The sequence below is a fragment of the Pseudoponticoccus marisrubri genome, from assembly GCF_001482405.1.
GTDB classification, from domain to species: domain Bacteria; phylum Pseudomonadota; class Alphaproteobacteria; order Rhodobacterales; family Rhodobacteraceae; genus Pseudoponticoccus; species Pseudoponticoccus marisrubri.
Window position 1 is genome coordinate 255,732 of record NZ_LPXO01000005.1, and the last position, 26,875, is coordinate 282,606.

A 26,875-nucleotide genomic window follows, 5' to 3' on the forward strand; every position below is an offset into this window, starting at 1 on the left:
CAGGCCTTTCCGGGCTTTGCGCGTCGGGCGGCATCTTGTATGCCGTGCCGGTGGAGTGCAAGGGAGCGATCATGCTGGGTTACGTGACGAGCGAGGGGCGCGGCCGCGCCGACCGGCTGATCCGCGACGCGGCCCTGCGCCTGCGCGCCGAGGGGCTGGCCCTGGCCGGCGCGGTGCAGGTCAACCTCGAGACCGACCCGGCGCGCAAATGCGACATGGACCTGCACATCCTCAGCGGTCCGGACGTCGTGCGCATCAGCCAGGATCTGGGCGCGCTGTCGCGGGGCTGCCGGCTGGACCCGGAGGGGCTGGAGCGCGCCGTGGGCCTTGTCGCGGCCGCCCTCGCGGCGGGGGCCGACCTGCTGGTGGTGAACAAGTTCGGCAAGCAGGAACTGGACGGGCGCGGCTTCCGCCCCGTGATCGCCGAGGCGCTGATGGCCGGCGTGCCGGTGCTGACCGCCGTCTCGCCCGGCAATGTCGCGGGGTTCGAGCGCTATGCCGAGGGGATGGCCACGCACCTGCCCGACGATGTCGACGCAATCTGCGCCTGGTGCCGCGCGCAAGCCGCAGAGGCCTGTGCGGCGCGGGCGTGAAGGCTGCCGCCCAAAACTCCGGTAATCCACGTTATGCAAAATAAAATGTTCCGCACGGCCAAGCGACCGGGGCGGTTCAAACACGCGGCCGCATCGGCTAGGCTCGCGGGGCACGTCAACGCGGTAGCCCCGCAGGAATCCTCCACGAAAGGAGCTTCGAGATGTCGGACCCCAAAGACACCAACCCGTTCGATCCGGGTCGCTTTATGGAAACCTACTGGAGCATGTTCGACCCCAAGAAACAGTCCGAGCTGTTCGACCCGCAGCGCATGATGGAGACGATGAAATCCATGGCGCCCGAGAATGTCGACTTCCAGGAGGTGTTCCAGCGCAACCAGCGCAACCTCGAGGCGGTGATGCAGGCCAACGAGGCCGCAGCGCAGACCTATCGGGGCATGCTGGAAAACCAGATGGAGATCTTCAACCGCGTCTCGCAGGAAGCCAAGGAGCTGGCCACCCCGCCCGGCAGCACCGATCCGGCCGAGGCCGGCGCGCAGTACTCGCAGGCCTATTCGCGCGCGCTCGAGCTGGGGCTTTCCCTGATGACCGAGATGGCCGAAGAGGTCCAGAAGGCCAACCAGGAAGTCTATGGCAAGTACCAGGAACGGCTGGGCGCCGCGGTGTCCGAGCTGAAATCCAAGTGATCCCCGCCCGGCCCGCGCCATGCATGCGGGCCGGGCATTTTCAAAAACCTCCGAACGGTGCTCTCCGGTCAAGGCGGGTTCTGGCCGTCGGCCGGCATCGCCATAGTCGCGCCAAGCCGTTCAAGGAGTACCTGTTCATGTCCCGTAGCTACTTCGCCCCGCAGGGCGGCCATCCCGGCCAGGACCAGTTGCTGACCGACCGCGCCGTCTTTACCGAGGCCTACGCGGTGATCCCTCGGGGCACGATGCGCGACATCACCACCAGCGTCCTGCCCGGCTGGACGGAGACGCGGCTGTGGGTGCTGGCGCGGCCGCTCTCGGGCTTTGCCGAGACCTTCTCGCAATACATCATGGAGGTGCAGCCCGGCGGCGGCTCCGACCAGCCGGAAACCGATGCGCAGGCCGAGGGCGTTCTCTTCGTGGTCGAGGGCACGGCCGAGCTGACGGTCGGCGGCGCCAGCCACGCGCTGCGCCCGGGCAGCTATGCCTACCTGCCCCCGGAAGCGGGCTGGACGCTGCACAATCGCGGCACCGAGGTGCTGCGCTTCCACTGGATCCGCAAGGCCTATGTGCCCGCACCCGGCCTGTCCGCACCGGACGTGCTGGTGCTGCACGAGGACGATGTCACACCCGCGGAGATGCCGGGGACCGAGGGGAAATGGGCCACGACGCGCTTCGTCGACCCGGCCGATCTGCGCCACGACATGCATGTGACCATCGTCACCTTCGAGCCGGGCGCGGTGATCCCCTTCCTCGAGACCCACGTGATGGAGCACGGGCTCTACGTGCTCGAGGGCAAGGCGGTCTACCGGCTCAACACCGACTGGGTCGAGGTCGAGGCCGGCGATTTCATGTGGTTGCGCGCCTTCTGCCCGCAGGCCTGCTATGCCGGCGGGCCGGGACGGTTCCGCTACCTGCTCTACAAGGACGTGAACCGCCACATGCCGTTGCGCCCGTTCGCATGAGCGGCGGCGACCCCATGACCGATGCGCGTGATCTGGACGGCCTTGAGGTCGGCTATGACATCCCGGCCCGTCCCGGCATGCAAGTCTCCGAGGTCCAGACGCCGGCGCTGGTGCTGGATCTCGACGCGCTGGAGCGCAACATCGAGAAAATGGGCGCCTATGCGACTGCGCATGGCATGCGCCACCGGGTGCACGGCAAGATGCACAAATCCGTTGATATCGCCCGGCTGCAGCAGGACCTTGGCGGTGCGGCGGGCGTGTGCTGCCAGAAGGTGAGCGAGGCCGAGGTCTTTGTCCGGGGCGGCATCGGCGACGTGCTCGTCTCGAACCAGGTGCGGGACCCGCTCAAGATCGACCGGCTGGCCCGGCTGCCCCTGCTGGGCGCGGAACTGCAGGTCTGCATAGACGACATTGCCAACGTGGCCGAGCTGTCGGCAGCGGCCCGCCGGCACGGCACCCGGATCGGCGCGCTGGTCGAGATCGATTGCGGCGCCGGGCGCTGCGGCGTGCCCACCCCGGCCGCGGCGGTCGCGATCGCCCGGGCCATCGAGGCGGAAGAGGAGCTGCAGTTCTGCGGGATCCAGGCCTACCAAGGCTCGATGCAGCATCTGGCCACCCATGCCGCGCGCAAGGCAAGTGCCGACCGGGCCAGCGCCATGGTGCGCGAGACGCTGGACGCGCTGACCGCGTCCGGGCTCGACTGCGAACTGGTCACGGGCGGCGGCACAGGCTCTTACGAGTTCGAGGCGGCCTCGGGCCTCTACAACGAGCTGCAATGCGGCTCATATGCGTTCATGGATGCCGATTACGGGCGGATCCTGAATGCCGACGGGCAGCGTATCGACCAGGCCGACTGGGAAAACGCGCTCTTCCTGCTGACCAGCGTGATGAGCCATACGCGCCGCGACCGGGCGGTGGTAGATGCCGGGCTGAAGGTGCAGTCGGTCGACAGCGGCCTGCCGGTGGTCTTCGGGCGCGAGGATGTGGCTTACGTCAAGTGCTCGGACGAGCATGGCGAGGTCGAGGATCCCGACGGCGTGCTGAAGATCAATGACCGGCTGTGGCTGGTGCCCGGCCATTGCGACCCCACCGTGAACCTGCATGACTGGTATGTGGGGGTGCGCGGCGACCGTGTGGAATGCCTCTGGCCCGTCTCGGCCCGGGGCAAGGCGTTCTAGGACGGGCCTCAGAACAGCCGGAACAGGAACACCGCGCTCATGCCATAGCCGATCGCGGCGACGATGGCGCGCACCACCGAGACCGGGATCGCGCGGGCCAGGAAGGCCCCGCCATAGCCGCCCAGTACGGCGGCGACCATCATCACGGCCGCCATGGGCCAGACCACCAGCCCGGCCAGCGCGAAAGTCGCCACCGAAATCGAGGACAGCGCGAAGGACAGCCCGTTCTTGACCCCGTTCATCAGGTGGATGTCGCGCCAGCCCCAGAGCGCGAAGAGCGCCAGCAGCACGATACCCAGCCCGCCGTTGAAGTATCCGCCATAGACGCAGACGAGGAACAGCCCCGCCGCACCCTCGGGGCGCAGCCCCCCGGCGGCCCGCGCGGCCCAGGCGCGCAGCTGGGCGCCGAACAGGAAGGCCGTGGTCGCGAACAGCAGCAGGAAGGGTACGATCACCGAGAAGGCCTCGTTCGAGGAGACCAGCAGCAGCAGCGACCCGACCAGCCCCCCGGCCAGCGTGATGGCGCTCAGCCGCAGCAGGCGGCCCCGCGACATGGCGCGCAGCTCGGCCGCGTAGCCCAGCGTGCCGCCCGCGTAGCCCGGGAACACCGCGACCGCGCTGGTGGCGTTGGCGGCCACCGGGGGCACCCCCGCCCAGACCAGCGCCGGGAAGGTCAGGAAGGTGCCGCCACCGGCGATCGAGTTGACCACGCCGCCGCCGAACCCGGCAAGGGCGAGCACCGCATAATCCCAGAACATCGCACACTCCTGCCACGCAAGGGGCGGCGGACCCGCGCCCGCCGCCCCGGCTGTCCTACAGGGCCGGCGCGCGCGGCGCCAGCCATCCCGCGGCTCAGTGCGCGCCGCCCCCGGGCAGAGAGCCGCGCCCCTGTCCGGCCAGCCCGCCCGAGACCTCCTCGGTCGACTCGCCCGCCAGCTCTTGCGGCAGGACGAGGTTCAGCACGATGGCGATCACGGCGGCGGGCAGGATGCCGCTGGTGGCCAGCACCTTCAGCGTGCCGGGCAGGTATTGCAGCGCGTCGGGCTCCAGCTGCAGGCCAAGGCCCAACGACAGGGCGATGGCAAAGATCACCATGTTGCGCCGGTTCCAGTGCACGTCGGACAGCATCGAGACACCGGCCGCGACCACCATGCCGAACATCACGATCACGCCGCCGCCCAGCACCTCGATCGGGATGGACGAGATCACCGCGCCGATCTTGGGCACCAGCCCGCAGAGGATCAGGAACAGCGCGCCGATCGTCACCACGTGGCGGCTCATCACGCCCGTCATGGCGATCAGGCCCACGTTCTGGCTGAACGAGGTGTTGGGCAGCGCGCCGAACAGGCCCGAGACGGCGGTGCCCAGACCGTCGGCAAAGGTCGCGCCGCGGATCTCGTCATCGCTGGCCTCGCGGCCCGCCCCGCCCTTGGTGATGCCGCTGACATCGCCCACGGTCTCGACCGCCGAGACGAAGGACATCAGGCAGAAACCGATCACCGCCGCGACCGAGAATTCCAGCCCGAAATGCAGCGGGTTCGGCAGCGCGAAGGGCGCCGCGCGGCCGACATTGCCAAGGTTGACCTGCCCCAGCGCGAAGGCCACGACATAGCCTGCCAGCAGCCCGATCAGCACGGCCGAGACCGACAGCATGCCGCGGGCGAAGAATTTCAGCCCCAGCGTCACCAGGATCACCGTGCCGGCCATCAGCCAGTTCAGCGCCGAGCCGTATTCCGGCGTCCCGATGGCCGGCACGCCACCCGCAGCGTACTGGATGCCCACCTTGACCAGCGCCAGCCCGATCATCGTCACCACCAGCCCGGTCACCAAGGGCGGCAGGGCAAAGCGGATGCGCCCGATGAACAGGCCGAGAACGGCGTGGAACAGACCGCCCACGAGGATGCCGCCCATCAGCACGGCAATGGCGTCCACGCCCTTGCCGGCGACCAGCGGGATCATGATCGGGATGAAGGCAAACGAGGTGCCCTGCACGATGGGCAGCCGCGCACCGACCGGACCGATGCCGATGGTCTGGATCAGCGTGGCGATGCCGGCAAAGAACATCGACATCTGGATCATGTAGATCATCTGCGGGAAATCGGGGCTGTCCGAGCCGAAGCCGAAGCCCGCCGCGCCGCAGACGATGATCGCCGGGGTGACGTTGCTGACGAACATGGCCAGCACGTGCTGGATGCCCAGCGGCACCGCCTTGGCCAGCGGCGGGGTGTAATTCGGGTCCCGAAGTTGCTCCGGTGTCCCGACGGATGCGTCTGCCATGGTGTCTGTCTCCCTTGTCGGCATGGGCCCGGATCGCGCCGGGGGCCTTTTTGTCACGTGTCGATGATGTACGGGTCCTCGAACCAGTGTTCCTGCAGGTTGTCGCCCTCGCCGATCCGGTCGATCACGGCGAAGAGCCCCTCGCCCGACAGCGGCGTCAGCACGCCGTGCCAGGTGTTGCGGTGGAAATTGATCCCCTGCCCCGGCGCGCTGCGGAAGGCGCGCGGCTGGCCGGGTCGGCCGCCGGCATCCGGCGCGACGATCACGAGGAAGCCATCCATGGACATGGGCAGGAAGGCCTGGCTGCCCAGCGGGTGACGCTCCATCATCTCGAGGCGGTAGGGCAGCGCGCGCAGCTCGGCCCGGAACAGGCTGATGCCGACGCGCCCGCCTTGCGTGAAGTCCAGGGTGGCGCGGTCGTGGAACCGCCCGCACATCCCCTGGTTGATGATCTTGTCGGGATCGCCCGCCGCCTCCAGCACCTCGCCGAAGGGGGCGAACCCCGCCTCGGACAAGGGCTCGATCGTGATGCGCGTCATGCGCCCAGCTTCTCGATCAGGCGCAGCTCGGCGATGCGCTCCACCTGCCGGCAGGCCTCGGCGAACTCGGTCGCGCGATCATTGGCGACGCGCCGGGTGAAAGCCTCCATGATCGAGGCCTTGGTGTTGTCCCGCACCGCGATGATGAAGGGAAAGCCGAATTTCGCGGTATACGTCGCGTTCAGCCGGGTGAAGTCGTCGCGCTCGGCATCGGTCAGCGCGTCCAGCCCGACCGAAGCCTGCTCGGCGCTCGACTCGGCCGTCAGCCGCTTGGCCGCGGCCAGCTTGCCGGCCAGGTCGGGATGGGCGGTCAGAACCCCCAGACGCTCCGCCTCGCTGGCCGAGCGGAAGACCCGCGCGAGCGCGCTGTGCAGCCCGACAGCGCTGTCGTGATGCGGCCCCATCTCGGCGGCAAAGGCGCGCTCGGCGATCCACGGGCTGTGCTCGAACACGCCGCCATATTCGGCCACGAAGCTCTCGCGGTCCATCTGCGAGGGGCGCACCCGGTCGCGCGGCGGATGGGTGGCGGCCCAGTGATCGGCGATCTGTTCGCGTGTGGCGAACCAGACGCCCTCATGTGCGGCCATGTGCTCCAGCGCGCGCTTCAGCGCCATGGCCCGGCCCGGACGTCCCGCCAGCCGGCAATGCAACCCGATCGACAGCATCCTGGGCGCACCGGCCTGACCCTCGGCATAGAGCATGTCGAAACTGTCCTTCAGGTAGCCTTCGAACTGCGCGCCATCGGTGAATCCGGCCTGGATCGCGAAGCGCATGTCATTGCAATCCATCGTATAGGGCACGATCAGCTGGTCGCGCCCGCCCGCCTTCACCCAATAGGGCAGGTCATCGGCGTAACTGTCCGCAATATAGGCAAAACCGCCCTCTTCTGCCGCCAGATCGACCGTGTTCATCGAGCAGCGCCCGGTATACCAGCCGCGCGGCGGCGCGCCGGTCACCTCGGCATGCAGGCGGATCGCCTCGCGGATCTGGGCGCGCTCCTCGTCGCGGGACATGTCCTTGTGCTCGATCCATTTCAGCCCGTGGCTGGCGATCTCCCAGCCGGCCTGCTGCATGGCGCGCACCTGCTCGGGCGCGCGGGCCAGCGCGGTGGCCACGCCGTAGACCGTGACGGGCAGGTCCTTCAGCAGCCGGTGCACCCGCCAGAACCCCGCGCGGGCGCCATATTCGTAGATCGTCTCCATGTTCCAGTGCCGCTGCCCGGGCCAGGGCTGCGCGCCGGTGATCTCGGACAGGAAGGCCTCGGAGGCGGGGTCGCCATGCAGGATGTTGTTCTCACCGCCCTCCTCGTAGTTCAGCACGATCTGTACGGCGATCCGCGCGCCACCGGGCCAGAGCGGATCGGGCGGATTGGGGCCATGGCCGGCCATGTCTCTCGGATAACGTGTCACGTGTGCTGTCCTCCGGTTTCCAAGCCTGATATCCCATGAAATGAGATCGGATTTTCAAAAAAAGCAGAAAGCATTGTCAGGCGAGCCGGGATTTGCCCCATGCGCGGCCCGGCGTCTAGAAGACAGGCAGTCTGCATCGGAGAGTGACATGACCGGATACCTGACCACCCATGTGCTGGACACGGCCCGCGGCTGCCCGGCCGAGGGAATAAAGATCGCGCTCTACCGGGTGTCGGGCAATTCCCACAAGAAGATCGCCGAAACCGTGACCAACGCCGACGGGCGCACCGATGCGCCGATCCTGCCGGCCGAGGCGTTCCGGACCGGAACCTACGAGCTGGTCTTCTTCGCGGGCGACTACCTGCGGGCCACCGGCCAGGCCGAGGGCGAGATCCTGTTCCTCGACCAGGTGCCGATCCGCTTCGGCATGGCCGACGCCGAGGCGCACTACCACGTGCCCCTGCTGCTCTCGCCCTTCGGGATGAGCACCTATCGCGGCAGCTGAGGCCGCGCCTCAGGCCGGGCGGACCGCGTCGCCGATCCGCTCGATCACGAATTCCATGAAAAGCCGCGTCTTGGGATCCTGACGCCGGCGATGGGTGAACAGGCAGGCCATCTGGATCTGCTCGGGCGGCGTGGCCGTGGCCACCGGCACCAGCGCGCCCGAGGCCAGATGCTCGCTCACCTCGAACACCGGCTTCATCACGATCCCCTGCCCGGCCAGCGCCCAGTCGGTCAGCACGTCGCCATCGTCGGATTCGAAGCGCCCCTTGACCGCGAAACGGCGCGGCCCCTCGGGCGTGACAAGGCGCCAGCGGAACTCGGTCGCGCCGGGAAAGCGCAGGCTGAGGCATTCGTGGTTCTGCGCGACCAGCGCGTCGCCATCCGCCGGCATGCCGCGCCGTGCCACGTAATCGGGCGAGGCGCAGAGGATGCGCGGCACGTCGGCGATCTTGCGGATGCGCAGGTTGCTGTCCTCGGGCTGGCCGAGGAAGAAGGCCAGGTCCAGCCCCTCGGTCGTCAGGTCGACCTTGCGGTCGGTCAGGCGCAGGCGCAGGCTGACCTCGGGGTATGCCTCAAGGAAGGCCGGCACCTGCGGCGCGATCAGCCGCCGCCCGACCCCCAGCGGCGCCGCGACATAGAGCGAGCCGCGCGGGTTGTCGGTTATGCTGGCGATCTGCGCCTCGGCGCTTTCCACCGCCTCGAGGATCTCGGTCGCGCCCCGGTAGAAGCTCTTGCCCTGCTCGGTCGGGGTCAGGCTGCGCGTCGTGCGCTGGAACAGCCGGACGCCCAGATGCTCTTCGAGCTGCGAGATCCGCGCCGAGGTCACTGCCGAGGAAATGCGCAGATCGCGGCCCGCGGCCGACATGCTGCCCAATTCGTAGACACGGACGAAGGTGCGGATATTGTCGAGATAGGACATTGTTCGGATTTTTTTGATGCTGCTTGGCCAGCGCTGCAAATAGCAGACCGGTCGGGGCTTCGCTACAGTCCCGCGCAACGCAACTCCGGAGGAGCCGCATGTACGACCTCGCCGTCATCTGGGACTGGATCGCCTTCTCGGTCCGCTGGCTGCATGTCATCACCGCCATGGCGTGGATCGGCGCGTCGTTCTACTTCATCGCGCTGGATCTGATGCTGAAGCCGAACCCGGACCTGCCCAAGGGCGCCCATGGCGAGGAATGGGAGGTGCATGGCGGCGGGTTCTACCACACGGTCAAGTACATGGTCGCGCCCGCGCAGATGCCCGAGCACCTGACATGGCACAAGTGGCAGAGCTACACGACATGGCTGTCGGGCGCGGCGCTGCTGATGATCGTCTACTGGGTCGGCGGAGAGCTGTTCCTGCTGGACCCGACCAAGGCCGATCTGAGCCTGTGGCAGGGCATCGTGATCTCGGGCGGGTCGCTGACCATCGGCTGGCTGGCCTATGATTTCCTGTGCAAGTCCAAACTGGGCGAGACGCCGACCCTGCTGATGCTGATCCTCTTCGCGATCCTCGTGGTGATGAGCTGGGGCTACAACCAGATCTTCACCGGCCGCGCCGCGCTGCTGCACCTGGGCGCCTTCACCGCCACGATCATGACGGCCAATGTCTTCTTCCAGATCATGCCCAACCAGCGCATCGTGGTGGCCGATCTCAAGGCCGGGCGCACGCCGGATGCGAAATACGGCAAGATCGCCAAGCTTCGCTCGACCCACAACAACTACCTGACCCTGCCGGTGGTCTTCCTGATGCTCTCCAACCATTACCCGCTGGCCTTCGGCACCGAGTATGCGTGGATCATCGCCTCGCTCATCTTCCTGACCGGGGTCACCATCCGGCACTATTTCAACACGCTGCACCGCACCGGCGCGGGCCCCAACTGGACCTGGCCGGTGACGGTGGGGATCATGATCGTCATCGCCTGGCTGTCGAGCTTTTCTGGCCTCGAGACCTATGAGGAAAGCGAGGCGCGTGACATGACCCCCTACGAGGCGCGCTTCGCCTCGGCCGACAGTTTCGAGGACGCCTACTACGCCGTGGTCGGCAACTGCTCCATGTGCCACGGGCGCGAGCCGTCCTGGGACGGGCTGCGCTGGCCGCCCAAGGGCGTGGTGCTGGAGACCGAGGCCGATGTCGCGCGCCATGCCGACCAGATCTACCTGCAGGCCGGGCGCAGCCATGCCATGCCGCCGCCCAATGCCATCCAGATGGATCCGCAGGCGCGCGCGCAGATCGTCGCGTGGTACCGCGACGTGACAGGCGGCGTCTCGGGCGGCGAGGGCTGAGGCGGCGTGCGCCTGGGGCTGATCGGATATGGCAGCATCGCGCGCGACCTGCTGGCGCTGCTGCCGCCTGGCCGGGTGTCGGGCGTCACCGTGCTGGTCCGCCGCCCGCCCGATGACCCGCCCCCCGGCGTCACGGTCACCACCGATCCCGCCGCGCTGATCGCCGCGCGGCCCGGGCTGGTGGTGGAATGCGCCGGGCACGGGGCGGTCGCAGCGTATGGCGCAGAGGTGCTGCGCGCCGGGATCGACCTGATGGTGGTCTCGGTTGGCGCGCTGGCGGATGCGCCCCTGCTTGACGCGCTGCAGGCCGCCGAGCAGGCCGGCGGGGCGCGGCTCATCCTGCCCTCGGGCGCGATCGGCGGGCTGGACCTGCTGCGCGCCCTCTCGGCCGCCGGCACGGTGACGGTCCACTACGAGGGCCGCAAGCCGCCCGCCGCGTGGAAGGGCTCGCCCGCCGAACAGGCCGTGGATCTTGATGCGCTGAGCGCGCCCGCCACGGTCTTCGAGGGCCTCGCCCGCGAGGCGGCGCAGCGGTTTCCGAAGAACGCCAATGTCGTGGCCGCGCTGGCGCTTGCGGGGCCGGGCTTCGAGGCGGTGCAGGTGCGGCTGGTGGCCGATCCGGAGGCCGCCGGGAACACGCATCGCTATACCGTCGCCACGCCACAGGTCCGCGCGCAATTCGAGATTGTGGCCGCCGCGACTTCGGGCAATGCAAGGACATCACAGACGACCGTGCTGAGCGTGCTGGCCGAGGTCATGGACCGGGCCGCGCGCGCCCCGCGCCGCTAGGAGGAGCGCCCATGACCCACCCCCTGATCACGCAGGCCGATATCGACACCTACCAGCGCGACGGCGTGGTGCTGGTCCGGGGGCTCTTCCGCGACCAGGTCGAGACCCTGCGCGACGGCGTCGCCCGCAACATGGCGGCCCCCGGCCCCTACGCGGCCGAGAACCTCAAGGAGGGCGAGCAGGGCCGGTTCTTCGACGATTACTGCAACTGGACCCGGATCGACGCCTTCCGCGAGGCGATTCACGCCTCGCCCGCCGCCGAGATCGCTGCCGAGCTGATGGGCTCGGACCGGGTGCAGCTGTTCCATGACCACGTGCTGGTCAAGGAGCCCGGCACCTCCAAGCCCACGCCCTGGCACCAGGACGGGCCCTACTATTTCGTCGAGGGGCGCCAGACGGTCAGCTTCTGGTCGCCGCTCGACCCGGTGCGCGCGGCCTCGCTGCGCTGCGTGGCGGGCTCGCACCTTTGGGACAGGCCCGTGCTGCCCACGCGCTGGCTGGCCGAGACCAGCTTCTATCCCAACGAGGAAGACTACCGCCCCGTGCCCGATCCCGATGCCGAGGGGATGCGCATCGTGGAATACGAGATGGCGCCGGGCGACGCGGTGGCCTTCCACTTCATGATCCTGCATGGCGCGCGCGGCAACGAGACGACGCAGCGCCGTCGCGCCTTCTCGCTGCGGCTGGTGGGCGATGATGCCCGCTATGTCGCGCGCCCCGGCCCGACCTCGCCGCCCTTCCCCGGCCATGACATGCAGCCGGGCCAGCGGCTGCGCGAGGATTGGTTCCCGGTGCTGCTCGACCGCTCGGCCTGAACCGCGGGCGGGCGATGACGGGCAGGAAACCCGACCCGGCCGAACTGGTCCCCGGCGGCGCCTTTGCCTATCCGGTGGCCGCGCCGCGCCCGACGCGCTGGTTCGCCTTCCTGCTGGTGCCCGAGTTCACGCTGCTGGCCTTCAGCGCCGCGCTGGATCCGCTGCGCATCGCCAACCAGCTGGCCCAGCAGCCGCTCTTCGGCTGGGCGGTGCTGTCGGTGGATGGCCGGCCGGTGCGCTCCTCCTCGGGGGTGGCGATCCCGCCGCATGGCGACCTGTCGCTGCTGGAGCGGGACATGCAGCTGATGGTCTGTTCCGGCAACCGCCACGTGGACAGCGCGCCCGAGCCAGCGCTGGCGGCGCTGCGCCGGCATGCACGGTTCGGCGGCGCGGTGGGCGGAATCTGCACCGGCGCCTCGACCCTGGCGCGCGCCGGGCTGCTGGAGGGGCGGCGCTTCACCCTGCACTGGGAGAACCAGCCGGGCTTCCGCGAGGCCTTCCCCGAACTCGAGCCCACGGCCCGGCGCCACGAGGTGGACGGCACGCTGATGACCTGCGGCGGCGGCGCGGCCGCGACCGAGATGATGGTGGCCGAGATGGCGCGCGACCTCGGCCGCGACTTCGCGGTGGCGGTGTCGGACATGTGCCTGAACGGGGGCGACTTCCATCCGCGCGACGCGCAGCGCTCGTCGATCGCGCGGGCGATCGGTTCGCGCAATCCCAAGGTGCTGGCCGTGCTGCGCATCATGTATGCCGAGCTGGAAGAGCCGCGCCCGCTGGAGGCACTCGCCGCCGAGGTCGGCCTGTCGCGCCGCCAGATGGAGCGGCAGTTCCGCAAACTGATGAACGAAAGCCCCGCCAGCACCTATCGAAACATCCGGCTGGACCGGGCGCGCAGCCTGCTGATGGAGACCGACCTGACCCTGATCGAGGTCGCGCTGGCCACCGGGTTCGGCTCGGTCAACCTGCTGTCGCGCCACTACAAGGCGCGCTTCGGCCTGACCCCCACCGAGCAGACGGCGCGGCGCGACCGCTAGGCGGGCGACCGTTGCGCCGCCCGCGCACGCCGCTCAGCCGACGATGTTGAACTCCGGCCCGTAGGGATAGCCGGTGATGTTCTCGTTGCCATCCTCGGTGATGATCAGGATGTCATGCTCGCGGTAGCCGCCGGCGCCGGGCTGGCCCTCGGGGAGGGTCAGCATCGGCTCCATCGAGATCACCATGCCGGGTTCCAGCACCGTGTCGATATCCTCGCGCAGCTCCAGCCCGGCCTCGCGCCCGTAGTAATGCGACAGCACGCCGAAGCTGTGGCCATAGCCGAAGGTGCGGTATTGCAGCAGGTCGCGCTCGGCGAAGAAGGCGTTGATCTTCTGCGTGACCTCGGCGCAGCTGGCCCCCGGTTTCAGCAGCGACATGCCGTATTCATGCGCCGCGACATTGGCCTCCCACACCGCGCGGCTGGCCGCGTCGACCTCGCCCACGAAAAGCGTGCGCTCCAGCGCCGTGTAATAGCCCGAGATCATCGGGAAGGTGTTCAGCGACAGGATGTCGCCGCGCTGCAGGGCCCGCGCCGTGACCGGGTTGTGCGCCCCGTCGGTGTTGATGCCGGACTGGAACCAGACCCAGGTGTCGCGATACTCGGCCTGCGGAAAACGCTTGGCAATCTCCAGCTCCATCGCGTCGCGGCCCGCCATGGCCACGTCGATCTCGCGCACGCCCTCGCGGATCGCTTCGCGGATGGCATAGCCGCCCACATCGGCCACCTGCGCGCCCTGCCGGATCAACGCCAGCTCGGCCGGCGACTTGTGCATCCGCTGCTGCATCGTGGCCGGGGCGATGTCGACGCTGTCCGCGGGCTGCAGGAATTCGTCCAGCAGCGCCTTCTGCGCGAGGCTGATATGGTCGCCCTCGTAGCCGATGACGCGGCCCGTGCCGGTGACCGAGCGGATCGCGCGCCAGTAGTTGTTCCGCGCCCAGTCCGTATAGGTGATGTTGTCGCCGTGACAGCGCCGCCAGGGCTGGGCGGCGTCGATCCCGGCGCTGATCGTCACGCTGTCCTGCGCGGTCACCACCAGCCCGTAGGGCCGCCCGAAGGCGCAGTAGAGAAAGCCCGAGTAATAGGCGATGTTGTGCATCGAGGTGAAGACGCAGGCCTCGACCCCGGCCTCTTCCATGCGCACGCGCAGACCGGCGAGGCGGGCATCATACTCGGCGGCCTCGAAGGGCAGCACCCGCGCACCCTGGTGAAAACGGTAGTATTCCGGACGGTCCATTCGCAAAATCCCTCTTCGGGTCGGTGCCCGGCGGGGGATCGGATCTCCCCTCGCCGCGGCAACGACAAGACAAGATCCCGGCGTTCAGGATATGTGACCGGGCGCGCCATCGGCGCCGGCGACGCCATCGCCTGCCCGCAGCCGCGTTTATCCAGACCACCGCGCGATCTGGCAAGCGGAATCTGCGCCCACTGGACCCGGGGCCCGCGATGCGCCACAACTCGGGCCATAACGCACAGGAACCGGGACGGAACGGATGGAGGCGCGCGACCGGCAGATCGCCGAGAACTCATTGCTGCTGACCGGGCTGAAGGGGGACGCTCTGGAGCGGCTGCTGTCGACGGCCCATGTACACCCGTATGAACGCGGCGAGACCGTGTTCCTGCAGGGCGACCCGGCGCAGGCCATCTACATCGTCGCCGATGGCTGGGTGAAGCTCTACCGGCTGGCCCCCAGTGGCGCCGAGGCGGTGGTCGGCGTTTTCACCCGCGGGCGCAGCTTCGGCGAGGCGGTGGCCTTTCGCAACGACATCTACCCGGTCTCGGCCGAGGCGGTCACCGGCTGCCGGCTGATCCGCATCGAGGCGGCGCAGTTCCTGCGCCAGATCGAGGAGACGCCGGGCATGGCCACCGCGATCCTGGCGGCCACCTTCTCGCATCTGCACGCGCTCGTGGCGCAGGTCGAGGGGCTGAAGGCGCGCACCGGCGCACAGCGCGTGGCCGAGTTCCTGCTGGAGCTGGCCGAATGCGAGGAGGGCGCCTGCGAGGTCACCCTGCCCTATGACAAGGTGCTGATCGCCGGGCGCCTGGGGATGAAGCCCGAAAGCCTCAGCCGCGCCTTCTCGCGCCTGCGCGAGCATGGCGTGACGATCCGGCAGAACCACGCCACGATCCGCGACGTGGGCGCGCTGCGCGATTATGCCGAGGACGACCCGGCCAGCCCGTGGATCCGCTGAGCCGCGCTCAGGGCAGCGGGGGGACCCCGATCACCGCCGTGTGCAGATGCCACCCGATCGCCCAGGCCGCCAGCCCGATCGCGACCCGCGCCCAGGGCAGCCGCGCATAGGGCCCGCCCCGCCAGCGCGGCGCCGCTGCCAGCGGCACCAGCGCGGTGCGCGCGGTCAGCCGCGCCCATTCGGCCCGGCTCATCATCGCGGCGCGGCGCCGTTCGACCAAACGCATCCCCAGCAGGGAAAAGCCCGCGAAACTGCCGAACAGGATGACATGGGCCAGCGCACCATTGGCCCAGAGATGCGCCAGCGACCACAGCAGCAGCGCCCAGAGCAGCGGCTGCCGCGTCAGCCCCGCCACGCCGGGCCGGTCGGGATCGAACCCGGTCGCGCGCCCCTCGAAGGCGAAGGGGTTGGGCGCACCGACCCCAAGCGCGACCAGAACGGCCACCAGCGGCATCAGCAGGTTCACGCCCCAGCGCGCCGCCGCCCCGTGATCCCAGAGCTGCACGTAGGGCGCCTGCGCCGCGGCCACGATCACCCACCACAGCAGCAGCAGCGAGACGGCGCTGAACAGCACGGTATAGCCGCGCGGTCCCAGCGCCGCGGACAGGGCGTGCTTGACACCCAGCATCGCCGGGATGCGGTGGGCGGCAAGGAACAGGATCATTGCGGCGGTGAATTCCAGCCAGGGCATGAAAGAGGTCTCCGAAAAGAACAGGGCGGCTCAGGCGCCGGTGGCGCGCGGGCCCCAGAACACGGGCCAGAGCGCAACGGTGTAGAGCGCGAAGACCGCGATCCACAGCGCCCCGGCCAGCAGCACGCCCGGGAAGTACATCTCGGGCCAGGCCGCGCCGGCAAACCGCGCCAGCGCAGACAGCGGCACCAGCGCATAGGCCAGCGCCACGGCGCGCGGCGCGACAAGGGCGCGGCCGGAATGTCCCAGTGCGGCGCGCGACATGACCGACAGCGTCATGGCGCCGATCCCGCCGATGCCCAGCACGTGCAGCGCCGCTATCTCGGAGCCGACACCCAGCCCGGCCGCGCCCACCAGCACCAGCCCCAGCGCGTTGACGCCGTAGGACAGGTGCAGCGTCCACAGGATCGGCTGGCCCAGCGTCGCGCCCGCCCGCCAGAAGACCAGCCGCGCCAGCGCGGCAAGGCCCGCAAGCCCGGCCAGCCCGGCCGAGCCGACCGGCGGCAGCCCGGCCAGCAGCGCCAGCGGCGCCGCGATGGCCGGGGCGATTGCGGCGATGGCCAGCGGTTTGGGATTGCGCGGCAGGCCGGTGGTGCGCCCGCCCTGCACCAGCGCATTGCGCGTGAAGGCCGGGGTAACGCGGCCGCCAAGGATCACGATCAGCGCCGCCAGCGCCAGCATGCCGATGCGCGCGCCCTGCCTCGGGTCGCCGGCCAGCCCGGCCCAGCCGAGATGCATCACCAGGTTGCCGCTCCACAACAGGGCGATCACGGCGAGGATCATCATCTGCGGCGGCTTGGGCCGCTTGAGCAGCAGGATCAGGATATGCGCCGCCACCACGGGCAGGAAGGCAAGGTCCACCACCGCCACCAGCAGCGCCGGCAGCCCGACCGACCACCAGATCGCCAGCCGCCCGGCGAGCCACAGCCCCGAGGCCGCGGCGAAGAACGAGACCGGCGCGGCGCGCGTGCCCGTCCAGTTGGGCGCGGCCGTCAGCAGGAAGCCCGCGATGGCCGCCGCGCCGTAGCCGAAGACCAGCTCATGCGCGTGCCACATCTGCGGCGCCATGGCGAAGGGCTGCCAGCCGATCAGGCCGCCTGCCGCCAGCACGGCCAGCCAGGCCTCCCACAGGATCATGCTGATCACGGCGAACAGCCCCGCCAGCAGGAAGAACACCCGGTATCCGGCGGACAGAAGGCGGGTCAGGGCGGGCAGCTTCATCGGGGCGCTCCATTGGCCGGGCAGGCAGGATCGGACGGCGCCGCCCCGGGACCAGCCCGGGGCGAACACCCTCTGATTGCATGGGCCGCCCGGCGCGCGCCTTGACTTCCGTCAAGCGGGGCGGCGCGACCTACTCGGCATGGTGACAGCGCACCCGCGTCTCGCCGATCATCCTTGGCTGCGGCACCTCGCTGCGGCACCGCTCGGTCGCGAGCGGGCAGCGCGGGTGATAGGGGCATCCGGGCGGCGGGTTGATCGCGTCGGGGATCTCGCCCTTGGGTGGGTCGACCTCGCGGCCGAACGCATCCATGCGCGGCGCGGCATCGAACAGCATCTGCGTGTAGGGATGCTTGGGCGCGGCGAACAGCCGGTCGCGCGGCGCCTCCTCGACCAGCGCGCCCAGATACAGCACGCCGATCCGGTCGGCCATGTGCTGCACCACGGTCAGGTCGTGGCTGATGAAGAGATAGGTCAGCCCCATCTCCTCGCGCAGGTCCGACATCAGGTTCAGCACCTGGCTCTGCACGCTGACATCCAGCGCGCTGGTCGGCTCGTCGCAAATGATGATCTTGGGGTTCGAGGCCAGCGCCCGCGCGATGCAGATCCGCTGCCGCTGCCCGCCCGAGAACTCGTGCGGGAACTTGCCCGCATCCGCCGCCGACAGGCCCACCTGTTCCAGCAGGCGCTCGGCCAGGCCCGAGACGTCGCCGCCGCGCACGGCCACCGGCTCGGCGATGATGTCGCGCACCTTCCAGCGCGGATTGAGCGAGGCGTAGGGATCCTGGAAGATCATCTGCAGCTCGCGCCGGACCTCGGCGATGCGCGCCGCATCGCCCGAGACGATGTCGACCCCGTCGATCTCGACCACCCCGTCCGAGGCCGGCACCAGCCCGGCGATGATCCGTCCGATGGTCGACTTGCCCGAGCCGCTTTCGCCCACCAGCGCGTAGACGCTGTTTTCCTCGACCTCGAGGCTGACATCGGCAACGGCGCGCAGCGTGGCCTTGGGCAGCCGCTCGATCACGCGGTTCAGCCACGGCTTCGAGACGTCGAAATCCCGGGTCAGGTGCTCCAACCGGATCAGGGCGCTCATGCGAGGACCTCCTTGGGCTGACCCAGCGGGAACCAGCAGGCCGCGCGCCCGTCGCAGGCCGACAGGGTGGGCCCGGGGGTCTGCCGGCAGCGCGGCTCGGCGCGGTCGCAGCGGGGGTGAAAAGCGCAGCCGACGGGCAGCGCATCCAGCCGCGGCATGGCGCCGGGGATCTGGCGCAACCGCCGCTGCCCGCGCGAGGCGTCGGGCGTCGAGGCCATCAGCCCGGCGGTATAGGGGTGGCGCGCCGCCGTGACCACGTCGCGCACCGGGCCCAGCTCGGCCAGCCGGCCGGCATACATCACCGCCACGCGGTCGGCCGCTTCGGCGATCACGCCCATGTCATGGGTGACCAGCATCACCGCCACGCCACGCTCGCGGCAGAGCCGCTTGAGCAGAGCCACGATCTGCGCCTGCACGCTGACATCGAGCGCCGTGGTCGGCTCGTCGGCGATGACCAGCTCGGGCTCGGCGCAGAGCGCCAGCGCGATCACCACGCGCTGCCGCATCCCGCCCGAGAACTCGTGCGGGTAGCTGCCGATGCGCTGGCGCGCGGCGGGAATGCCCACCTCGTCCAGCGCGGCGACGGCCCGCTCGCGCGCCTCGGCCGGGCTGACATCGAGATGTTCGAGGATCGTCTCGGTCAGCTGGTCGCCCACGGTCAGCAGCGGGTTCAGCGAGGTCAGCGGATCCTGGAAGATCATGCCCATCCGCCGCCCGCGCAGGCGGCGCAGCGCCTCGCCCTGCAGGCGGTGGATCGGCTGGCCGGTCAGCAGGATCTCTCCGCTCGTGATGCGCGCGGGACGGTCCAGCAGCCCGATCACGGCATTGCCGGTCATCGACTTGCCGGCGCCGGATTCGCCCACGACACCCAGGATCTCGCCCGCGGCGATGTCATAGCTGACACCGTCCACGGGGCGCAGCACGCCGCGGCGGGTGGGGATCTCGACCACAAGGTCGCGGACGGACAGGACGGGATCGCTCATGGTCTCCTCCTTCACCGCAGGCGCGGGTTCAGCGCGTCGCGCAGCCAGTCGCCCAGCAGGTTGATCGACAGCGCCAGCGCCAGCAGGGTCAGCGCCGGGAACAGCAGGATCCACCACTCGCCCGAGAACATGAAGCCCTGCCCGATGCGGATCAGCGTGCCCAGCGACGGCTTGGTCGGCGGCGCGCCGACGCCAAGGAAGGACAGCGTCGCCTCGGCGATGATGGCCAGCGCCAGGCTGATCGTGGCGATCACCAGCACCGGGTTCAGCACGTTGGGCAGGATGTGGCGGATCATGATGGAAAAGGGTCGCCGCCCCACCAGCCGCGCCGCCTGCACGTAGTCGCGGCTCTTCTCGACCAGCGTGGCGCCGCGCACGACGCGGGCGAACTGCACCCAGTCCGACAGGCCGATGGCGAGGATCAGCACCCAGATCGCCATCTGGTCGCGATAGGCGGGCGGGGTGATGCCCTTGGCGATGCCGAAGATCAGCATGGCCACGAGGATCGCCGGGAAGGTCAGCTGGATGTCGGCCACCCGCATGATCACAGATTCCACCCAGCCGCCCAGGTAGCCCGCCAGCAGCCCCAGCACCACGCCGATCACCATGGCCAGCAGCACCGCCGAGAAACCCACGAACAACGAGATGCGCATCCCGAACAGGATGGTCGAGAACACGTCCCGTCCCTGGTCGTCGGTGCCCAGCACGAAGGTCTCCTGCGTGAAGGCATTGGGCTGGCCCGGCGGGGTGAAGCCGTTCATCAGGTTGAGCGAACCGGGGTCGAACGGGTCATAGGGCGCGATCCACGGCGCCAGCAGCGCCGACAGAACGAGGATCAGCACGACCGCGGCCGAGACCATGGCCACCGGCGCATGGCGGAAGGAATATGCCAGGTCGCTGTCCCAGGCCCGGGCCAGCCGGCCGGGGGTGCGGCGCGTCTCGATTTCGGCTTGGTGGTCGGACATGTCAGTGGCCTCCGGCCTTGCCGTCGATCCGCAGCCGCGGGTCGATGGCGAAATAGAGCAGGTCGACGATCAGGTTGATGCCCACGAACATGACCGAGATCATCATCAGGTAGGCGGCCATGACCGGGATATCGACGAACTGGATGGCGTTGATGAACAAGAGCCCCACGCCCGGCCACTGGAACACCGTCTCGGTTATGATGGCAAAGGCGATGATGCTGCCCAGCTGCAGGCCGGTGATGGTGATGACCGGCACCAGCGTGTTCTTCAGCGCGTGGCGGAAATTGATCGCGCGTTCGCGCAGGCCCCGGGCGCGGGCAAAGCGGATGTAATCCATGCGCAGCACCTCCAGCATCTCGGTGCGCACCAGCCGCATGATCAGCGTCATCTGGTAGAGCCCCAGCGTGATCGCCGGCAGCACCAGCGCCTTCAGCCCGCTGGCAGTCAGGAAACCGGTGGTCCAGCCGCCGATCTCGACCACGTCGCCGCGCCCGAAGGAGGGCAGCCAGCCGAGTTCGACCGAAAAGACGTAGATCAGAAGGATCCCGATCAGGAAGGTGGGCAGCGACACCCCCACCAGCGACAGGGTCATGATGACATTGGCCCCCACCCCGCGCCGTCGGATCGCGGTGAAGATGCCGAAGCCGATGCCGCCCATCAGCGCCAGCAGCCCCGAGACGGCGGCCAGCTCCAGCGTGGCGGGCAGACGCTCGGCCAGGATGTCGCTCACCGGGCGGCCCTGACGGTAGCTCAGCCCGAAATTGCCCTGCGCGGCCTGCTGCAGGAACTTGCCGTATTGCACGACGAAGGGCTGGTCGAGCCCCAGCTGTTCGCGCAGCCGGTCCACGTCGGCCTGCGTGCGCTCCTGCCCCAGCATGTTCTCGACCGGGTCGCCGACGAAGCTGAACATGGAGAAGGCGACGAAGCCCGTCACCAGCAGGACGAGGATGGACTGCGCGACGCGGCGGATGATGTAGGCGAGCATGAGGCTGGCGTGTCCCCGGATGTGAAGGCGTCAGCGTGCGACAAGCCACGCGGCGGGATCAACCCGCCGCGTGACGTCAGTTTGTCAGGTCGGCATCACTCGGCGGTGAAATACTTGACCTTGACCTGGTCATCCGCGTCCACCGCGGCGCCCACGCCGGACTTCATCGCCCAGTTCAGCACCTGGTGGTGGATCGGCAGGTAGACCGTGTCGGACTTGGCCATCTCCCACATCTCGGCGATCATGGCGTCGCGCTTGTCCAGATCGACCTCGGCGGCGATCGCCTTGATCATCTCGTCCAGCTCGGGGTTCGAATAGCGGGTGCCGTTCCACGTGCCGTAGAGATCCTCTTTCGTGTGGTAGAGGAAGTTGAAGATGTACTCGGAATCGTAGGACGGCACGCCCCAGCCCAGCATGTAGAAATCCGACTCGAGCCCGTTGACCAGCGGGAAGTGCTGCGCCTTGGGCTGGGCGTTGAGGTTCACGGTCACGCCGATCTGCGCCATCATGCCGACCGCCGCCTGGCAGATCGCCTCGTCATTGATGTAGCGGTCGTTGGGGCAGTCCAGCTGCACGGTGAACCCGTCACCCCAGCCGGCCTCTTCCAGCTTGGCCTTGGCGGCCTCGACACCGCCCTCGGGCACGGTGTTCAGCTCTTCGTTCCAGCCGTTCACGAACGGGGGCATGATGACGCCCGCCGGGATCGACTGGCCGCGCATCACCACCTGCTGGATGGCATCGCGGTTGATCGCCATGTTCATCGCCTCGCGCACGGCCGGGTCGGCCAGCGGGTTCTCGCCCTCGCCATTGACCAGCGTGTCGCCGACGTTCAGCCCGAAAAAGATCACCCGGTTCTGCGGCGAGGAGACGATCTTGAGGTTGGGATCGGATTCGATGCGCTGGAGATCCTGCACCGGCACGTCCTGGATGAAGTCGACCTCGCCCGAGAACAGCGCCGCCATCCGGGTCGACGGGTTCTGGATCGGCGTGTAGACGATGTCGCTGTAGCCCATGGCGAAACCGTCGGCGCCCCAGTAGCCGTCGAACACGGTCATCTCGGTCTTCACGTCGGCCTCGCGGCTGACCAGCTGGTAGGGGCCGGTGCCGTTGACATTCTGCGAGGCAAAGGTCTCTTCGCCGCCTTCCACGTCCTGCACGTCGACCGTGTCATTGGCCTCGGCCCAGTCCTTGTCGATCATCAGGATGTTGGGCAGCGCCGCGGGCAGCAGCGGGTTCGGGCCCTTGGTGGTGATCTGGACCTCGTGATCGCCGGTGGCCTCGACCGAGGCGACGGACGAGATGATGCCCTTCATGTCCGAATTCTCGGTCAGCGCGCGGTTGATCGAGAAGACCACGTCCTCGGCGGTGAAGTCAGCGCCGTCATGGAATTTCACGCCCTCGCGCAGGGTGAAGGTCCAGACATCGGGATTGTCGGGGCTGACCGACCAGTCGGTGGCGAGCGCGGCCTCGAGCTCTCCGGCCGGGTTGCGCAGCACCAAGGGCTCCATCATCTGGTGCATCAGCGCCAGGGTCGGGCCCTCGTTCTGGGCATGCGGGTCCAGCGTCAGCGCGTCACCCGAGCGGGCCCATCGCAGCGTCTCGGCCTGCGCCGCGCCCAGCGTCAGCGTCAGGGCCGTGGCGGCCAGAAGCATGTGTTTCGTCATGTCAGTCTCCCTGTTGTTATCTGGTTTGCCCCGGTGGCCCGGGGCAGGATCTCAGGCGCTGTCGCCCGCGACCCGAACCGCGCGCGGCAGCGAGGACAGCACCTCGACCCCGTCGGCGCGCAGGATCACGATATCCTCCAGCCGGATCCCGAACCGGCCCGGGATGTAGATCCCCGGCTCGATCGAGAAGACCATGCCCTCTCGCAGGATCGTCTGCGAGGAGGACGTGAGGTAAGGCGGCTCGTGCACTTCCAGCCCCAGCCCGTGGCCGGTGCGGTGCACGAAATATTCACCATAGCCCGCATCCGCGATGACCTTGCGCGCGGCATCGTCGACCGCGTGGGCCTTGACGCCCGGGCGGGCCGCCGCGGCGGCCGCCTGCCAGGCACGCTCGACCACGTCATGCACCTCCTGGTAGCCCTCGGGCAGCCGGCCCACCGCCGCCATCCGCGTGATGTCGCTGGGATAACCACCGAACCCCGCGCCGATGTCGAAGACGATGGCGTCGCCCTCCTCCAGCACGCGCTCGCCCGTGGCATGGTGCGGATAGGCGCCGTTCGGCCCGCTGGCACAGAGGGTGAAGGCCACCGCGGCACCCTGCTCGGCAAAGCTGTCACGCATGGCCTGCGCCACCTGCGTCTCGGTCAGCCCGGGCCGGATCGCGGCAAAGCCCGCCTGCATGGCGCGATCGGCCACCGCCGCGCTGGCCTGCAGCGCGGCCAGTTCGGCCTTATCCTTGATCATCCGCAGCGCGCCGACCAGCTGGTCGGCAAAGACCGGCTCCGCCCCCTCGAAGGCGCCCATCAGCGGCAGCGAGAAATCGGTGCGCATGGTTTCGTCCAGCACCAGCCGCGTGACGCCACCCACTTTCTGGGCGAGGCTCTGAAGCGCGCCCGCGGGGCCGTCCTCGTCGCGCCATGTGATGAGCGGCAGCCCGGCATGGGCGCCGGCCTGCTCGGCATTGACCGAGGGCACGACGAAATGCGCGCTGTCGCGGCCGATGGCCAGCAGGGTCAGGCGCTCGTCGGGATGGGGGTGCCAGTCCAGCACCCAGTGCATGTGCGCGCCGGGGCCAAGCGCCACCAGCTCCACCCTCTGCTCGGCCATGGCCGCGCGGATCGCGGCCAGCTTGTCATCGGTTCGGCTCATCTCGTCTCCTTACGCTGCACGCGGACGGGCGTCCGGCGTCAGCGGGCTTTCATAGGGGGTCTTGCCGGTGCGCGCAGTGAAATCGGCGCGCGCCTCGTCCAGCACGGCAGGCGTGGTCAGCAGCTCGGCCGCGGCGCCGGCCAGCGCCTTGCTGATCTGCACCATCACCTTGTGCGCGGCCGGCGTCTTGCCCTGCGCGGTGATCTGCCAGGTGTGGCCCGGCGTGCCGATCGCGTAGGTCGCCCCGCCCAGCTGGGCGAAGGGCACGGTCCAGCTGATGTCGCCCAGGTCGGTCGATCCCAGCATCGGCACGCCGCGCGTCTCGTAGGGCACCACGAAATCGCAGATCGGCGTGTCGCGCGGCTCCACCCCGGCGGCCAGGTAGGCCGCCTCGATATCGGCCTCGCTCAGCGTGGCCTGCATCCGGCGCGCATAGTTAAGGTCGGCCTCGTCGAAGCTGGCCGTGCCGGCCGCCTCCATGTGGCGGTGCAGCAGCTTGTAGAGCGGCGGGTTGTCCAGCATCTCGGACATGGCCGAAATGAAATCCACCTCGACGCTGGTCTCGGTCATCATCGCCGCGCCCTTGGCCACTTTGGTCACCCGCTCGACCAGCGCCTGCATGTCGCGACGCTTGAGCGACCGGACCGAGTAACGCACCGTCGCGCGTTCCTGCACCACATTCGGCGCGATGCCGCCCGAATCCGTCACGGCATAGTGGATCCGGCTGTCCTGCGGCACGTGCTCGCGCAGGTAGTTCACGCCCACATTCATCAGCTCGACCGCGTCCAGCGCGCTGCGCCCCAGATGCGGCGAGACGGCGGCATGCGAGGTGCGGCCCTTGAAGTGGAAATCCACCATGGCCACGGCCAGGGTCAGCGGCGGGATGATGCCGTTGAAGCTCATCGGGTGCCAGGACAGCGCCGCATCCACGTCGTCGAACACGCCGGCGCGCACCATGAAGGTCTTGGCCGCGCCGCCCTCTTCCGCCGGGCAGCCGTAATAGCGCACGCGCCCGGGCAGGTTGTTGGCCGCCAGCCAGTCCTTGACCGCGGTCGCCGCCAGCAGCGCCCCGGCACCCAGCAGGTTGTGCCCGCAGCCATGGCCGCTGCCGCCCTGCTCGACCGGGGCGGGATAGTCGACGCCCGCCTGCTGGCTGAGCCCCGGCAGCGCATCATATTCGCCGAGGATGGCGATCACCGGGCCGCCCTCGCCCGCCTCGCCCATCACGGCGGTCTCGATCCCGGCCACCCCGTCAGTGATGCGGAAGCCCTGCGCCTCCAGCATCTCGCGATGTGCCGCGGCCGAGCGGTGCTCTTCATAGAGCAGCTCGGGCGTTTCCCAGACCCGGTCGGCCAGCGTGCAGAACCCGTCCTTCTTTGCCTCGACAAAGGACCAGAGGGCGTTTTCATTGCTCATTGCGACGGCTTTCCTGTCGTTAAAAAATTTTTACTTCCGGACATCTGTTCGAAGCCTGCCCGGCCTGTCAAGCGCTGTCGGCCAGCGCGGCGAGTTCGGGCAGCAGCTGGTCCACCGTGACCTGCCGGCAGTAACCGCGGATGGCGCGCAGCGAGGCGTCGTGACGCTCCTGCGTATAGGTCGCGCAGGCATCCGTGGCCTGCGTGACAAGGTATCCCAGGTCGCAGGCATCCCGAATCGCGCTCTCGACACATTGGTCGGTCACCACCCCCGCGATCACCAGCTGCGCCACGCCGAGGTTGCGCAGCACGTAGTCGATATGGGTCGAGACGAAGACCGAGGATGAGGATTTCGGCAGCACGATCTCGTCCTCGCCGGGCGCGATCTCGTCGATCACCCGCGCATCGAACGAGCCCTTGGGCACGTTGAACCCGGTGATCTTGTAGTCGAGGCTGCGGTCCCGCCCGTCCTTGGTGAGGCTCTCGATCGTGGTGTACATCACCTCGACCCCGGCGGCGCGGGCGGCCTGCTGCAGCGCCTGCATCCGCGGCACCGTCTGCGCGCGGACCCGCTCGATGAAAGGCATCAGCGTGTCGCGCCGCTCGGCCTCGGACGCGTCGCGCATCTCGCCACCCTCGGGATGCAGGCAGAAATTCTGCACATCGACAAACAGCACCGCCACCCGCCCCGTCTGCAGCGGCACGTCGCGGGTCGTGGTGGACAGGAAGGGCTGGGTCACGGGGTGAATCCTTTCAGAACGCCGGCCAGCGCGGCCGCCACGCGGGTGACGCCGGCGTCATCGGCCAGCAGGTCGTTGCGCACCTCCAGCAGAACATGCGGCAGCCCGTGCGGCTCGGCATGGACGGGGATGGTGTAGTCCGAGTCGTCCTCGATCTCGTAAGGGTCATTGGCGACGACCGGGCCGGGCCATGCCTCGGACAGGCCGGCCATCAGGTGGCGGAACAGCGCGTTGCCGTCTCGGGCCAGCACGCCGATTTCCGTGGTACGCGGGGCGCCACCCTGCTTGCGTGCCGTGAAACTGTGGACCGAGACCAGCGCGGACCGGCCCACCCGCGCCGCGGCGACCGCCGCATGGTAGGGCTGGTGGATCTGCTCCCAGCGGGCCGCGCGCGCCGCCTCGGACAGGCCATCATTGCCGGGCACGAGGCGCGCGTCCGAGATCGCGGGCATCAGGTCCGGCGCAGCGGCGGGCCGGTTGCAGTCGATCACCAGCCGCGAATAGGGCTGCGCCACGCCGCGCGCGCCCAGCCGGTCGGCCAAGGCCTCGGCCAGCGCCAGCGCGCCGGGATCCCAGCCGATATGATCCAGCAGATCGGCACGGGCCAGCCCCAGGTCGCCAAGCGCCTGCGGCACGGCATGGCCCGCATGTTCGCAGGTCAGCAGCCACGGGCCGGCGGCCTCTGTGCCGAAAAACCGGGCGGGGGACGGGTCGTTCGCGGATAAAACCAAAAGCCACCTATTGCATTATGCGAACATTT

Annotated in this window: 27 protein-coding genes; 10 read left to right on the top strand and 17 right to left on the bottom strand. The window is 69.1% G+C overall.

Features of this window, described 5'->3' with window-relative positions; genetic code table 11:
- The first annotated feature begins 71 nt into the window (after nt 1–71).
- From AVJ23_RS10860 to bhcC, 4 genes are all read left to right on the top strand, one after another.
- Nucleotides 72–593: a DUF2478 domain-containing protein gene (locus AVJ23_RS10860; protein WP_058862209.1), complete on the top strand. Its 522-nt coding sequence runs from the start codon at nt 72–74 to the stop codon at nt 591–593.
- A gap of 161 nt (nt 594–754) precedes the next feature.
- Complete coding sequence (locus tag AVJ23_RS10865; protein WP_058862210.1) at nt 755–1,237, top strand: phasin family protein; 483 nt, start codon at nt 755–757, stop codon at nt 1,235–1,237.
- 137 nt (nt 1,238–1,374) lie between these two features.
- Nucleotides 1,375–2,202 carry a bifunctional allantoicase/(S)-ureidoglycine aminohydrolase gene (locus AVJ23_RS10870; protein WP_058862211.1) on the top strand — a complete coding sequence of 276 codons (828 nt, stop codon included), beginning with the start codon at nt 1,375–1,377 and terminating at the stop codon, nt 2,200–2,202.
- A 14-nt stretch (nt 2,203–2,216) separates the two neighbouring features.
- On the top strand, nt 2,217–3,380 hold the full coding sequence (gene bhcC, locus AVJ23_RS10875; RefSeq protein WP_058862265.1) for a 3-hydroxy-D-aspartate aldolase BhcC: 1,164 nt from the start codon (nt 2,217–2,219) through the stop codon (nt 3,378–3,380).
- A gap of 8 nt (nt 3,381–3,388) precedes the next feature.
- Here the strand turns inward: bhcC and AVJ23_RS10880 are convergent, their stop codons facing one another.
- From AVJ23_RS10880 to puuE, 4 genes are all read right to left on the bottom strand, one after another.
- Nucleotides 3,389–4,138 carry a sulfite exporter TauE/SafE family protein gene (locus AVJ23_RS10880; protein ID WP_058862212.1) on the bottom strand — a complete coding sequence of 250 codons (750 nt, stop codon included), beginning with the start codon at nt 4,136–4,138 and terminating at the stop codon, nt 3,389–3,391.
- A 94-nt stretch (nt 4,139–4,232) separates the two neighbouring features.
- The gene (locus AVJ23_RS10885; protein ID WP_058862213.1) at nt 4,233–5,657 is read right to left on the bottom strand and encodes a uracil-xanthine permease family protein; all 1,425 of its coding nucleotides are present in this window, start codon (nt 5,655–5,657) and stop codon (nt 4,233–4,235) included.
- Nucleotides 5,658–5,710: 53 nt separating this feature from the next.
- A complete protein-coding gene (locus AVJ23_RS10890) occupies nt 5,711–6,196 on the bottom strand; it encodes an ureidoglycolate lyase (RefSeq protein ID WP_058862214.1) in 486 nt (161 codons plus the stop codon).
- The gene (puuE, locus tag AVJ23_RS10895; RefSeq protein ID WP_058862215.1) at nt 6,193–7,605 is read right to left on the bottom strand and encodes an allantoinase PuuE; all 1,413 of its coding nucleotides are present in this window, start codon (nt 7,603–7,605) and stop codon (nt 6,193–6,195) included. The genes AVJ23_RS10890 and puuE overlap by 4 nt, the downstream gene beginning before the upstream one ends.
- A 148-nt stretch (nt 7,606–7,753) precedes the next feature.
- On the opposite strand from puuE, the gene uraH reads away from it, so the two are divergent.
- Entirely contained in the window at nt 7,754–8,110 is a 357-nt protein-coding gene (gene uraH, locus AVJ23_RS10900) for a hydroxyisourate hydrolase (RefSeq protein WP_058862216.1), read from the top strand.
- Between the two features lie 9 nt (nt 8,111–8,119).
- On the opposite strand, the gene AVJ23_RS10905 is transcribed toward uraH, so the two are convergent.
- Nucleotides 8,120–9,028, bottom strand: coding sequence for a LysR family transcriptional regulator (locus AVJ23_RS10905; RefSeq protein ID WP_058862217.1), 909 nt, complete (start codon nt 9,026–9,028; stop codon nt 8,120–8,122).
- A gap of 98 nt (nt 9,029–9,126) precedes the next feature.
- Between AVJ23_RS10905 and AVJ23_RS10910 the strand changes: the two genes are divergently transcribed.
- Genes AVJ23_RS10910 through AVJ23_RS10925 form a run of 4 tightly spaced genes read left to right on the top strand, consistent with a single transcriptional unit; the run spans nt 9,127 to nt 13,018 of the window.
- On the top strand, nt 9,127–10,377 hold the full coding sequence (locus tag AVJ23_RS10910; RefSeq protein WP_058862218.1) for a urate hydroxylase PuuD: 1,251 nt from the start codon (nt 9,127–9,129) through the stop codon (nt 10,375–10,377).
- A 6-nt stretch (nt 10,378–10,383) separates the two neighbouring features.
- On the top strand, nt 10,384–11,166 hold the full coding sequence (locus tag AVJ23_RS10915; RefSeq protein WP_058862219.1) for an aspartate dehydrogenase: 783 nt from the start codon (nt 10,384–10,386) through the stop codon (nt 11,164–11,166).
- Nucleotides 11,167–11,177: 11 nt separating this feature from the next.
- Entirely contained in the window at nt 11,178–11,981 is an 804-nt protein-coding gene (locus AVJ23_RS10920) for a phytanoyl-CoA dioxygenase family protein (protein ID WP_058862220.1), read from the top strand.
- Nucleotides 11,982–11,995: 14 nt separating this feature from the next.
- Nucleotides 11,996–13,018: a GlxA family transcriptional regulator gene (locus tag AVJ23_RS10925; protein ID WP_058862221.1), complete on the top strand. Its 1,023-nt coding sequence runs from the start codon at nt 11,996–11,998 to the stop codon at nt 13,016–13,018.
- A 33-nt stretch (nt 13,019–13,051) separates the two neighbouring features.
- Here the strand turns inward: AVJ23_RS10925 and AVJ23_RS10930 are convergent, their stop codons facing one another.
- The gene (locus AVJ23_RS10930) at nt 13,052–14,254 is read right to left on the bottom strand and encodes an aminopeptidase P family protein (RefSeq protein WP_058862222.1); all 1,203 of its coding nucleotides are present in this window, start codon (nt 14,252–14,254) and stop codon (nt 13,052–13,054) included.
- Nucleotides 14,255–14,510: 256 nt separating this feature from the next.
- On the opposite strand from AVJ23_RS10930, the gene AVJ23_RS10935 reads away from it, so the two are divergent.
- Nucleotides 14,511–15,209, top strand: coding sequence for a Crp/Fnr family transcriptional regulator (locus AVJ23_RS10935; RefSeq protein ID WP_058862223.1), 699 nt, complete (start codon nt 14,511–14,513; stop codon nt 15,207–15,209).
- A gap of 7 nt (nt 15,210–15,216) precedes the next feature.
- Here AVJ23_RS10935 and AVJ23_RS10940 read toward each other — a convergent pair whose 3' ends face one another.
- The 11 genes from AVJ23_RS10940 to AVJ23_RS10990 all read right to left on the bottom strand — a co-directional run bounded on the left by AVJ23_RS10940 (nt 15,217) and on the right by AVJ23_RS10990 (nt 26,846).
- Nucleotides 15,217–15,900, bottom strand: a complete 684-nt coding sequence (locus AVJ23_RS10940) for an NnrU family protein (protein ID WP_058862224.1) — start codon at nt 15,898–15,900, stop codon at nt 15,217–15,219.
- A gap of 30 nt (nt 15,901–15,930) precedes the next feature.
- A complete protein-coding gene (locus tag AVJ23_RS10945; protein WP_058862225.1) occupies nt 15,931–17,121 on the bottom strand; it encodes an NnrS family protein in 1,191 nt (396 codons plus the stop codon).
- A 130-nt stretch (nt 17,122–17,251) separates the two neighbouring features.
- Nucleotides 17,252–18,214, bottom strand: coding sequence for an ABC transporter ATP-binding protein (locus tag AVJ23_RS10950; protein ID WP_058862226.1), 963 nt, complete (start codon nt 18,212–18,214; stop codon nt 17,252–17,254).
- Nucleotides 18,211–19,197 (bottom strand): ABC transporter ATP-binding protein, encoded by a 987-nt coding sequence (locus tag AVJ23_RS10955; protein WP_058862227.1) that lies wholly within the window; start codon nt 19,195–19,197, stop codon nt 18,211–18,213. Before AVJ23_RS10955 ends, AVJ23_RS10950 begins: the two co-directional genes overlap by 4 nt.
- Before the next feature lie 11 nt (nt 19,198–19,208).
- Complete coding sequence (locus tag AVJ23_RS10960; protein WP_058862228.1) at nt 19,209–20,162, bottom strand: ABC transporter permease; 954 nt, start codon at nt 20,160–20,162, stop codon at nt 19,209–19,211.
- 1 nt (nt 20,163) lies between these two features.
- Nucleotides 20,164–21,147, bottom strand: a complete 984-nt coding sequence (locus AVJ23_RS10965; protein WP_058862229.1) for an ABC transporter permease — start codon at nt 21,145–21,147, stop codon at nt 20,164–20,166.
- 95 nt (nt 21,148–21,242) lie between these two features.
- Nucleotides 21,243–22,811: an ABC transporter substrate-binding protein gene (locus AVJ23_RS10970; RefSeq protein WP_058862230.1), complete on the bottom strand. Its 1,569-nt coding sequence runs from the start codon at nt 22,809–22,811 to the stop codon at nt 21,243–21,245.
- A 51-nt stretch (nt 22,812–22,862) separates the two neighbouring features.
- Nucleotides 22,863–23,960, bottom strand: a complete 1,098-nt coding sequence (locus AVJ23_RS10975) for a M24 family metallopeptidase (RefSeq protein WP_084794484.1) — start codon at nt 23,958–23,960, stop codon at nt 22,863–22,865.
- A 9-nt stretch (nt 23,961–23,969) separates the two neighbouring features.
- A complete protein-coding gene (locus tag AVJ23_RS10980) occupies nt 23,970–25,376 on the bottom strand; it encodes a M20 family metallopeptidase (RefSeq protein WP_058862231.1) in 1,407 nt (468 codons plus the stop codon).
- Between the two features lie 67 nt (nt 25,377–25,443).
- The gene (locus tag AVJ23_RS10985; RefSeq protein WP_240484606.1) at nt 25,444–26,115 is read right to left on the bottom strand and encodes a cysteine hydrolase family protein; all 672 of its coding nucleotides are present in this window, start codon (nt 26,113–26,115) and stop codon (nt 25,444–25,446) included.
- Complete coding sequence (locus AVJ23_RS10990) at nt 26,112–26,846, bottom strand: N-formylglutamate amidohydrolase (RefSeq protein ID WP_058862232.1); 735 nt, start codon at nt 26,844–26,846, stop codon at nt 26,112–26,114. Before AVJ23_RS10990 ends, AVJ23_RS10985 begins: the two co-directional genes overlap by 4 nt.
- Between the last annotated feature and the right edge of the window lie 29 nt (nt 26,847–26,875).